This window comes from uncultured Polaribacter sp. (assembly GCF_947497125.1).
Classification (GTDB): domain Bacteria; phylum Bacteroidota; class Bacteroidia; order Flavobacteriales; family Flavobacteriaceae; genus Polaribacter.
Map to the genome: position 1 here is coordinate 1 of NZ_CANMFI010000013.1, position 469 is coordinate 469.

Genomic DNA, 469 nt, shown 5'->3' on the forward strand with positions numbered 1-469 from the left:
TTACACTCCGTAAAATTACGCCAAATGGTGAAGTAACAACAGTAGCTGGAACTGGAGAACGTGGTTTTTTAAATGGTATTGGCTTAAATGCTCAATTTGGTTCTGTTTATCACCTAAACATAGATGCACAAGACAATTTATATGCTTCTGATTTATCTAATAGGGCTATCCGAAAAATTACCACTAGAGCTACAACTTCAAATAGAATTGCTGTTACTGTAAATTTGGTAACACCAGCCCCTACAACTTCACACGAGTTGCAAATTTATGCAGGAAATAAAACTTTAGAGGCTTTAACAGTATCTGGAGAAAACATACAATGGTATGCAGCACCAGCTTTAGGAAATCCATTACCACTTTCAACAACATTAGTTAGCGGTACTACATACTATGCAAGTCAAACAATAAGTGGAGTTGAAAGTACCAGCAGATTGGCTGTTACCGTGCAGCAAATTAGTGTGGCACAGCA

General features: G+C 37.5%; 1 pseudogene. It reads left to right on the plus strand.

Annotated elements, in window-relative coordinates:
- Positions 1–469 (plus strand): annotated as a pseudogene (locus tag Q0678_RS11655) (hypothetical protein); the annotation flags it as partial.